General features: G+C 44.3%; 8 protein-coding genes. All 8 read right to left on the reverse strand.

Translation table 11 applies throughout. From position 1 onward, the window contains the following. Window positions 1-9: 9 nt before the first annotated feature. Window positions 10-3144 (reverse strand): nSTAND1 domain-containing NTPase, encoded by a 3135-nt coding sequence (locus tag ACFQ21_RS01985; protein WP_377574075.1) that lies wholly within the window; start codon window positions 3142-3144, stop codon window positions 10-12. Window positions 3145-3323: 179 nt separating this feature from the next. Then, entirely contained in the window at window positions 3324-3668 is a 345-nt protein-coding gene (gene rplT, locus ACFQ21_RS01990) for a 50S ribosomal protein L20 (RefSeq protein ID WP_377574078.1), read from the reverse strand. Window positions 3669-3753: 85 nt separating this feature from the next. Further along, window positions 3754-3948, reverse strand: coding sequence for a 50S ribosomal protein L35 (gene rpmI / locus ACFQ21_RS01995; protein WP_377574081.1), 195 nt, complete (start codon window positions 3946-3948; stop codon window positions 3754-3756). 25 nt (window positions 3949-3973) lie between these two features. Next, window positions 3974-4552, reverse strand: a complete 579-nt coding sequence (gene infC, locus ACFQ21_RS02000; protein ID WP_377578244.1) for a translation initiation factor IF-3 — start codon at window positions 4550-4552, stop codon at window positions 3974-3976. An 80-nt stretch (window positions 4553-4632) separates the two neighbouring features. Continuing rightward, window positions 4633-6567 (reverse strand): threonine--tRNA ligase, encoded by a 1935-nt coding sequence (gene thrS / locus ACFQ21_RS02005; RefSeq protein ID WP_377574084.1) that lies wholly within the window; start codon window positions 6565-6567, stop codon window positions 4633-4635. 202 nt (window positions 6568-6769) lie between these two features. Then, window positions 6770-9313, reverse strand: a complete 2544-nt coding sequence (locus ACFQ21_RS02010; protein WP_377574087.1) for a DUF5686 and carboxypeptidase-like regulatory domain-containing protein — start codon at window positions 9311-9313, stop codon at window positions 6770-6772. 41 nt (window positions 9314-9354) lie between these two features. Continuing rightward, window positions 9355-9996: a SanA/YdcF family protein gene (locus ACFQ21_RS02015; RefSeq protein WP_377574090.1), complete on the reverse strand. Its 642-nt coding sequence runs from the start codon at window positions 9994-9996 to the stop codon at window positions 9355-9357. Between the two features lie 22 nt (window positions 9997-10018). Next, on the reverse strand, window positions 10019-10702 hold the full coding sequence (locus ACFQ21_RS02020) for a TrmH family RNA methyltransferase (protein WP_377574094.1): 684 nt from the start codon (window positions 10700-10702) through the stop codon (window positions 10019-10021). Window positions 10703-10903 lie beyond the last annotated feature (201 nt).

Below are 10903 nucleotides of genomic sequence, written 5' to 3' on the forward strand. Positions count from 1 at the left end.
TGTTAACAATCAATAACCGGTACAAGTATTTTCATATTCAACATCATTTCCTACATACTTCGTCCACTCATCCTGCGTCATATTCTTCCGGGTGATATTCGGACAAATCTGATCGGCCAGCAGCGAAGGGTCGGTTGGCCAAACCCGTATCTCAGATTCGGAGCATGCTGCTATCAACAGATTCGATCCCTTGGCAAAGGCTATATCCCACACAAATCCATTGTTATTTTCCATCTCCACCGGCAGATCTTCCGGGTTGTCCAATACATATAGCTGCAGTCGTTTATCGAGTCCGGCACTCGCCAGTAATTTTTCATCGGGACTAAACTCCACATCGTAAACACCGGCACGATGTCCTGAGAACTGCCGCGTCTCCTGTGTTGTAAAATCATACAGCTTTACAATGCCGCGTTTGTTTGACAAGACATCCACTCCGTACGCGAGAAGATTTCCACTGGGACTATATTTCACAGATAAAATCCTGCTGGAGCTTTCTGTTGCCAGCGTGGTATATGAGTTGTCTGCCAGGTTTACCTGTATAAGCAACCCGGACCATGTACCTCCTATCAACGATTTACCATTCGGATGTATACTGATCGATTTGAGTTCGAACGGAAGTGTAACGAGTGTTTTTATATCCCCTGTAACATGATTCACGAACGACAACGTCTTATCAGCACTGGCTATAATAAAGCCCGAGTTATCCGGCAGAAATTCCATATCGTTCGTTGCCCCCTTAAATCCTTTGATCACTCTCGGTTTCGCTTTGCTTTGCAAACTATAGATCTGTACAAAGGAAGAATCACTTCCATTCACCAGGAAACTTTCATCTTTACTGAGTGCTATAACTTTACTTGGATACGGTGTAGCAAACCCGGTTGCCGAGTTGTTGAGCTTGTCATAGTCACCACGATAAATGCGACCATCTGCCCCGGATACAAAGAAGCTGTTATCTTTTTCAGATACCACCAGCGAGCGCATGTGTACGCGTGGCGGCCCTTGAACTTTCATGGCGTTATAGCTGGAGCCAATAATTTTGGTAAGAGCGCTATACAGTCCGCGGTATATATAGGGGTCATACTTTTTACCGCTATATCTTCTATGAAAGATGTGTCCCTGCATAGCCTGCAATGCCGCGAGATCTTTATCATCGTCTTCCTGTACCGACTTTGTTGCCAACACCTGGGCTACACGCAGCATAAGCTGGTTCTTGGCAAACAACCAGTTCAAATCCGCTTCATCTTTTTTAAGATTGGCGAAGTCAAGATTTCGCTGTGCTTCTTCGTTGGCCAGTATAGCTTTTTGTTCTTCGCTTCTTGCTTTTACAAGGGCGCGTTCCACATCGCCTTTGGCTGTTTCAAGCTGTGTGATGGTCGATTGTAGTTCCTTGTTATATACATCGGCCAGGTCGCGCGCAGCAATAGCATCGGTGCGCTGCTTCTCGGCTTCTTTCTTCTGCTTGAGTGCTTCTTCGCGCTGAACCTGCGCTTCGTTCTTTTGTATATCAGCATACTCGCGATCGGCATCAGCCTGAAGTTTTTGCAAGTAGGCATACACAAAGAAAAGTATAGCGATCAGAAATGCTATACCGAGAATGATAGCCGTGGCACGCGTTCTTCGAAGAACACGTCTCTGCATCATCTCCTGATTTTTTAATTCGGCTTCGTATGTGATCCGACTCGTATCCAGAAAAACGATAGCACGTTCAAATGCTTCATCGTATCGTTGTGCCCATTCGCGTGTAGGCTTCTGCTTCTTCTGCCAGTTTAATGCCAGTTGCAGATCGGGTGTTCTCCACAAACCTGTCTTACCGATCTGATACATGGCCGCTGCATCGGACAAGCGTTTATACATCGTTGCTGATTCGAACTCGTCTTCAACCCATACTTCGAGTCGGTTCCAGATACGAATCAGACTTTCGTGCGACAGCTCGATGATCGAATCTCCATTGAGAGGTATATGTGCAGCCGGCATCAGGAATGAGCGACCGGGCTTTCGAAATTGTTCCACCACTTCGATCACTTCTTCTTCGCTCGCTTCTGCCAGCTGTGCAATGAGTGCCAGCTGACAGGGCCTGCGCATACCGCGATTCTCCTGATTTTTTTCTGTTATACTTTTGAAAAGTACTTCGGCTATAGCTTTACTGCGCAACGAAAGTTCATCGAAGGCTTCGTTGGCGTGCTGCGAAAGTGCTTCTGATATTTTACCAATAGCCGTATAGTGGCGAATATCTACCGGCTCACCGGTTTCGTGATTCTTCAGCCAGTAATCCCACGTACGCATCAGCGCATGCTGAAGGATGGGAAGCTGATCCTGGTCTGCGCCCATATCGCTCAGCAATCGTTTCACCAATCGCTGCGATATTTTACCACCCGCTACTGCTATAGGTCCTTCGATGGCAGCTTTCTTCTGCTCCCGCATCATCTGCGGAATAAGATAGTTACTGCTGTTGATGAGTTTGGTTAGTCCCGGAAAAATGGAACACTCTCCTATAAAATCCGAGCGCATCGCCAGCGCTACATATATAGGCACTTCGCGTTGCTGCACGGCTGTCATAAACATACTTACATATAGCTGTGCATCATTCTGTATGTCGCTGTCGACATGATCGCGATAGCGGAATATCTCTTCGAACTGATCGATGAGAAAGAAAATATTCTCGGATGTGTTTCGCTGAATATACTTGGATACTTCGAGTAATCCCTGCGGACCGCTGCGAAGTATAGAGTTGATCATCGGCCGGTGCACCGATGCTTCGGATACCGGTATATGGTGATGCTTCACCATGTATTCGAGTATAGCCTCAACCAGGCTATGGATGGGTGCTGAACCCGGGCGTGCCGTTATCGCATTCCATTCTGTACCCGATTCAGTAACAAAGCCTCCGTATAAAACCGGAACAAGACCACACGCCATCAGGGAAGACTTACCGCTTCCTGAATATCCCATTACCGTAACAAACCTGTTACGTGCCAGCTTGAAGAGTATCTCATCAATTTGTCCTTCGCGACCAAAGAAAAGATGACTGTCATCAATTGAAAAAGGGCGCAGGCCAGGAAAAGGATTTTCTACCTCAACCTGAACATTCGGTATCTCTGATGAGTCTTTCTCAAGCCTCTGCTTATGGTAGGGTTGGTTATGCATAGTTACCCTGACAGGACTTGAAAGTTAGGAAATTGATGCTGAATGTAGGCACTCTGTTAACTTATCTAAAAAAAAACCATTCTATAGTCTAAAAAATCAGCTCCCCCGAATATAGGCTAAATTTGATAAAACAAAAAAGGGGACTATCAGTCCCCCTTAAATATTTATTTGATAAGCAATTACTTCACCTTCTTCACGATAGCTTCGAATGCAGAAGGATGGTTCATCGCTAAGTCAGCTAATACTTTACGATTCAAATCAATACCTGATTTCTTAAGTTTACCCATCAATTCAGAATATGATAATCCATGAATACGAGCACCGGCATTGATACGAGCGATCCACACGCTGCGGAACTCTCTTTTCTTTTGTTTACGATCGCGGTAAGCGTATCCTAAACCCTTTTCAACGGCATTTTTTGCTACCGTCCAAACATTCTTTTTACGACCAAAGAAACCTTTGGCCAGCTTCAAGATGCGTTTACGTCTTGCTCTTGAGGCTACATTGTTGACTGATCTTGGCATTTTACTTTACATTTTTTGGCTGATGGCGTCCACTTTAGTTGTGAATCTTTAGGCCAGCATCCGGGTTAAACATTTGAACCTGAGATTAAAGAACAAGCATTGCTTTTACATTCGCCATGTCTGACTTTTTCACCAGAGACTTGTTGCTCAGCCTGCGCTTCTGCTTGGTCTCCTTCTTAGTCAGGATATGGTTTTTGAAAGCACGCTTATGCTTAATCTTACCAGTGCCAGTCACTTTAAAGCGCTTCTTGGCTCCTGATTTTGTTTTTAATTTAGGCATTGTATAAAAATTAAACTTTCAAGACTTACTTCTTGGCCTTCGGCATCAGCATGATACTCATGCGTTTACCCTCAAGTTTAGGCATCTGCTCTACTTTGCCATGTTCTTCGAGCAACTGTGCAAACTTCAGCAGGAGAATCTCTCCGCGTTCTTTGTACACAATGGATCGGCCGGCAAAGAATACAGTAGCTTTTACTTTGGCACCTTCCTGAAGAAACGAAATGGCATGTTTCAACTTGAAGTTAAAATCATGATCATCGGTATTCGGACCGAAGCGGATCTCTTTGATCACCACTTTCACGGTCTTCGCCTTAATTTCCTTCTGCTTCTTCTTCTGTTCGTACTTAAATTTCGAGTAGTCAACAACCTTACATACCGGAGGGTCTGCATTAGGTGAAATTTCAACTAAATCCAATCCCTGCTCCTGCGCCAACTTAATGGCTTGCTGTATAGGATATACATCTACCTTGATGTTCTCGCCTACTACCCGAACCCGTTGTGCCGTTATTCTTTCATTAATTCGATACGGTTCCTCAGGTTTCTGAGGTCCTCTGCGTGGAGGCCTGCTAAAATTGCTAGGTCTGTTGGTATTACTGCTGTTAATAATTCTAAATGTTTAAGTCCACAAAAAACAGGGTGCAAATATCGCTATTTACATCAAAAATACAAGTACTTATAAAAGGATCAATTGGGTGCAGCACATTCTGTCCTGAATTTGCTCACAAATTCATCCAATAACACGCTTCCCTGGTCTCCTTGGCCATGTTTACGCACGGCAACTTTCTCTTCGGCCACCTCTTTCTCCCCTACAATCAGCATGTACGGGATCTTTTTAGTTTCTGCATCGCGTATCTTCCGACCGATCTTTTCATCGCGATCATCCAATATACCGCGGATGTCCTGCTCCTTCAATTTTTCATAAACGAGCTTCGCGTAGTCATTGAAGCGTTCGGATATAGGAAGAACAGCAATCTGATCAGGTGCCAGCCACAGCGGGAAATTACCCGCGCAGTGTTCTATGAGAACGGCAACGAATCTTTCCAGTGATCCGAACGGAGCACGGTGAATCATTACCGGGCGGTGCTTCTGATTGTCAGAACCTACATATTCAAGTTCAAAGCGCTGCGGAAGTTGATAATCTACCTGGATGGTACCCAACTGCCAGCTACGACCCAATGCATCTTTCACCATGAAGTCAAGCTTCGGTCCGTAGAATGCAGCTTCACCTTGCACGGCTACAGTTTGCAGACCGCGCTCATCGGCAGCCTCTTGTATTTCGCGTTCGGCTCTCTCCCACAGGTGATCTTCACCTATATATTTTACTTTATTCTCCGGATCACGAAGTGATACTTGTGCGGTATAATTTTCAAACCCAAGTGATCTGAAAACCAGCAACACGAGATCTATAACTTTGATAAATTCTTCTTTTACCTGATCCGGACGACAGAAGATGTGTGCATCATCCTGGGTAAATCCGCGCACGCGTGTCAAGCCATGAAGCTCACCGCTCTGTTCGTAACGATATACTGTCCCGAACTCCGCCAGACGTACCGGGAGGTCGCGATAAGAACGCGGCTTCGTTTTATATATCTCACAGTGATGCGGACAGTTCATCGGTTTCAACAAGAACTCTTCGCCTTCATCCGGAGTATGTATAGGCTGGAAAGAATCCTTACCATACTTCTCGTAGTGACCTGACGTAACATAGAGTGACTTGCCACCAATATGCGGTGTAACAACCGGATCGTATCCGGCTTTGATCTGTGCTTTACGCAGAAATTGCTCAAGGCGCTCGCGAAGAATGGTTCCTTTCGGAAGCCACAGCGGCAAGCCCATGCCCACTTTCTCAGAAAAAGCAAACAATTCAAGTTCTCTTCCGAGTTTACGGTGATCACGCTTCTTCGCTTCTTCAAGTACATGGAGATACTCTTCCAACTCTTTCTGCTTTGGAAAAGTTATACCGTAAATGCGTTTCAGCATTTTGTTCTTCTCGTTCCCGCGCCAGTATGCACCAGCTACGTTGAGAAGTTTTACGGCTTTTACAAAACCGGTGTTGGGTATATGCGGACCTTTACAGAGATCGGTAAAATTACCTTGCTCGTAAAAAGTTATACTTCCGTCTTTCAGATCGTTGATAAGTTCAAGCTTGTATTCATCACCTTTCTTCGTGAAGAAATCCAGTGCTTCGGCTTTGCTTACATCCCTGCGGGAGTATATACTCTCCTTCTTGGCAAGCTCTTTCATCTTGGCTTCTATAGCCGCCAGATCTTCTTCACCGAACGGACGATCTCCCAGATCAACGTCATAGTAGAAGCCATTGTCGATCGCAGGACCTATACCGAATTTAACTCCGGGATAGAGTGCTTCCAACGCTTCTGCCAGTAAGTGAGCTGATGAGTGCCAGAAGGTAGATTTACCTCCCTTGTCATTCCACGTGAGAATCTTTACTGATGCATCCTGGTCAATAGGTCTGGCCAAGTCTCTTACTTCACCGTTTACTTCAATTGCCAGGGCAACGCGTGCTAAACCTTCACTGATGCTTGATGCTATCTCCGAACCTTTAACACCTTGCGGGTACTCCCGCACACTTCCATCCGGAAGAGAAATTTTTACATTCATGAAATCAAGAATTAAAATACAAAATTAATTCAGGTGCAAATATGGTTAAAAGATTGGTAAGTCGTTAACCGTTATCCGTTATTAGTTTAAGAGTATTGGAGCGATGAAGGTATAGACAACGATTATACTCCTTTCTGAAATCTTAAATCCAATTACACAAAGAACACCGAGGAGACGCAGAGTTGCACAGACAGTTAACGAATCAAAGAGCAAACTGGAAGCTCACAAACACTCCGAACTTCCTCACGTTCGGGTTAACTGTCTTATCGAGGTATGAGAGGCGATGAACAAAGTCTACGCGTACAAAGCGGAAGATATTCTCTATACCGTAGCCGAGTTCAACATAAGGCTTGTTACGATCGAAGGTGCGCACGGGAAGATACTTCGGTGTTTCACTGGTCTCTTGCGGAATGAGTTTCTTGTTTGTTTCACTCATCCCCCCATAAATAACATTGGCTGAACCAACCAGGCGCCACTTCAACTTTCGCATCAGCGGAATGCGGTTAAATAGAAAACCTTCAAAGTGGTGTTGATATTGAAGTGATGCGTAACGATCACTTACAAATTCTCCGTAGTCCATCAGGTTGTAAGTAATGATGGTATAGAACGGACTCTGGTTACCGAGGTGTGGTGTTAACAACGGGTAGGGTGCTGCCCCGGTAGTATATTCTCCTGTTGTATTGAGATAGGCTACACCGAGCGGACCAAACTTGATACGCTTGAATATAGACAACCGCCACTTGGTATAATCGAAATCACTATTCATAACACCCTTAAAACCGCGGGTATAGCGAAGGGTTATGATCGGCCACTTAAGTGCTCCGAGGCTGATTCGATCGTTATCATCCTGTATAAACATCTCATCACGGGCAAAGCGCGACTCGATGACGAGTTCTGATGTCTCAAAGCTTGATAGTGTATCGCCTGCAACATCTTCGGGTTGAGTATATCCGAAGTTAAACTCCGGGCGGAAGGTTAATCGTTTTACAGCAAAGCGTTGTGTAAAACCTCTGAACAGCTCTCGCTGAAAATTAAAACGCGCTTCATCAAAGTAATACCCTCTCCTATAATTACCCCAGCGTTGTGCAGCCAGAAATATATAGTTGTCGGCCAGCGTTTCATCATCCACTCCTACCCTTCCAATATCACTGCGCATCCGGAAGCTCACGGTTGTCCACCGCTCACGTGAGGCTATATATTGAACAGACCCCGCATACTTGAAACGTTCATCGCGGAAGCCATACCCTAGCTGACCGCGTAACACCCACTTGTTACTAAAATCCATACTGGTTTTAAACCCGGCCTGAAGTCGTAATCCTTCGATGTTGTTCACAGCCACAAAACCGATATAGGGACCTATATATACTTTACCGGCATCAAAATATCCATTTACAAAAATTTTCACCAGGTCTATATAAGTCTTAACGATCGGAATGTTCTGCAGCGTATCGATCATTTTATACACATTCTTTTCCGACTCTGACAGGGGCTCGTGGCGAAGGGTATCCCAGGACTCTTCATCTTCGTGAAGCCTCGCGTCTTCAGCCATCACAATCGGATGTTGATAGAATGCCGGTTCATGCGGTTTGTTAACAACTATATTTTTGTTGGATGTATAAAATTTAGCCAGCATACCGGCCGATGTATTGGTAAGTTCACCAATATCAATCAACACACGGTTTTTTACGGGCAGCCATGCTCCTTCTGCGGTGGGCTCTAACTCTTGCTGTATTTTTATTTTTTCTACAAAATTCAGGTTAGCCTGTTTGTTAACCGTTACATCAATTTGCTTTAAAGCGTAACCTTCTTTGGTGATCCATATTGTTCCGGTAAAGGCCAGGTCCTGCGGACTGCGCGGTGAAAAATCTAACCGATAGCAATAATCATCACCTATATATACACTATCCGTCAGGTCATACTCATAGTATAGGCGCCAGCCCTCAGCAATAGGCGATACAAATTCCTTGGTAACTATATTGAGCCAGTTCTGATAAAAATTATACTCCTGAAAAGATGAACCTATCAACTGCGTTACCAGCGTACCATCGTCTACACCCACACCATTGATCTTGGACTTGAGAATATTTTCGTAACGTAATTGCGGGTTATCGCGGTAGTAAAATTTAGAAACACTCTCGGATATAAATAAAGGCAATATAGGTTTACCGTCTTCACCCGCCATGCGCTCAACACTATCCAACACCTGTGTGATCTTCTTGATAATTTTTCGTTCGCGGAATTTATCAGTAATGTTATCAACATCGATCTCTACCTTGGTATAGGTATCGTATTCGTAAGCAGTAAGTCTGCGTTTATCGTTCCTGGATTTATTCCGCATAACATTGCGCAGAATAGCATAGGCAGGGTTTTCCCCGGCATTGATCACGATTTCCTGTAACTGTGTAGCATCTTCACCCAATTGAAAATTCACGATCTGCGTTCCGCCCTTCCCGACAGCTTTTTTACGCGGTTTATAACCGATATAGGAAGCTACCAGTGTATCACCTGGTGTAGATGTCCGTATAGTATAATTTCCGTCAAAATCAGTAGTAGTACCTATTGTGGTGCCCGGATAGATAACATTTACAAAGGGGATTGGATCGCCTGAAGATGCATCGGTAATTTTTCCTTTAACAATGGTTTCCTGTGCTAAGCCTGTAACGCTTGCCAACAGCATGCTGCACAAGCAGAGTAAACCAAAGAATAATCGCTTCTTATCAGTAGGCACACGTTCGGATTTATACAAAGATACTTAATTATACTACCCCCTTGAAAACCGTGCCGTAATCAATGGCTGTTTAACTGCTCTTTCTGGCCGAGGTGCCGGGGAACGGTTTTCAATACGTATAGATCCAATACAGCCTTTGTGCGTGCCAGGTATTCGCGCAAACGTACTTTGATAGAATACTCGAATCCGGGCTCATCGGCTACCATGGCTACTGCATTCATGTTATAATATTCGCTGATGAACAGTGCCCGATAACTATGAAACGGTTGGGTGATGATGGTAATTTCATCTTGTCCGAAAATTTTCTGACTGCGTACCACTGAATCCAATGTGCGCAAGCCTGCATAATCAAGTGTAATTGCAGAATCAGGTACACCTAATTTTACCAGTGCCTTGAGCATGGCAACAGGTTCGTTGTAAAAGATCGTGCTGTTGTCGCCACTTAAAATAAAGTGATCGATCTTGCCCATCTTGAAAAGTTTTGCTGCTGTCTCGATTCGTTTTTCAAAAAACGGATTTGCTTTACCGCCTGCCAATTTATTACTGGTACCTAATACAAGTGCAATGCGATGAGGTGGCAACTCTTCGATGTTGGTATACACTTTGTCTCTCGTGCTGAGTACTACCCACACATTACAAACAATCAAAAACGACAGCGGGAGTATAATTAACGCAAGTACGATCCTTTTCAGCCAGCGCATCTTAATAGACATTGAACCAAAACTACTGAATAGTTCTCAGAAATTCGCGTTCAATCAAATCAGATCGCTTCACAATTTTTCTATACCAGTCCAGCCGCATGGCTTCTTTCTCCTCATCTGATAATCCAAACGCGGTTGATGATCCGTGAAGTTTTGTGATCAATGCATTTAAACAAATAGCAACGCTTACGGAGATGTTCAGACTTTCCGTGAACCCATACATCGGGATGCGTATCTTCTGGTCAGCATGTTGCAGCGCATACGATGAAACACCCCGTAACTCATTTCCAAAAAGAAGCGCGACCTTATTTTCAGTGACATCTATATCGTGAATGGATTTTCCATCTTCATCCGGATCGGCCACTAATATTTTATACCCCTGGTCGTGTAAATATTGAAAGCACGCTTCAACATTATTGGTGTCACGCGTTCGGTAGCGATGCAGGTTCATCCATTTGTTAGCACCTTTCAACACCCTTCGGTTGATCTCATACTTGCTGATCATCTCGATGATATGAATATCCTGCAACCCCATACACTCGCATGTACGAATCACAGCACTGGCGTTCTGCGACTGAAAAATATCTTCCAGCACCACGGTAACATGATGCGTCCGGTTGCTGAGCACTTTCTCAACAAATTCCTTTTTATGATCAGAAACGAACTGTGAAAGATGGTCTAGTACTTTGAAGTCCTTGTCGGTCATTGATAATTAACCACGTGCTGATGAGCTCGAAAGATAACACTTTTTGAAATAGCTGCGAGCTTTGAGCTACGAGCTGCTAGTAAGGAGTAAGAAGATTGCAACTGGCTGCTGGCATCTGGCTACAAGTAAAATTGAGTTATATCTATGTTTCTGCTATCTGGGCGAAAATGATGAGAAGTAAGGAGTAAGAATCGTAAATAT

Origin of the sequence: Ohtaekwangia kribbensis (assembly GCF_042676245.1) — a bacterium.
In the GTDB taxonomy this organism is placed as follows: Bacteria; Bacteroidota; Bacteroidia; order Cytophagales; family Cyclobacteriaceae; genus Ohtaekwangia; species Ohtaekwangia kribbensis.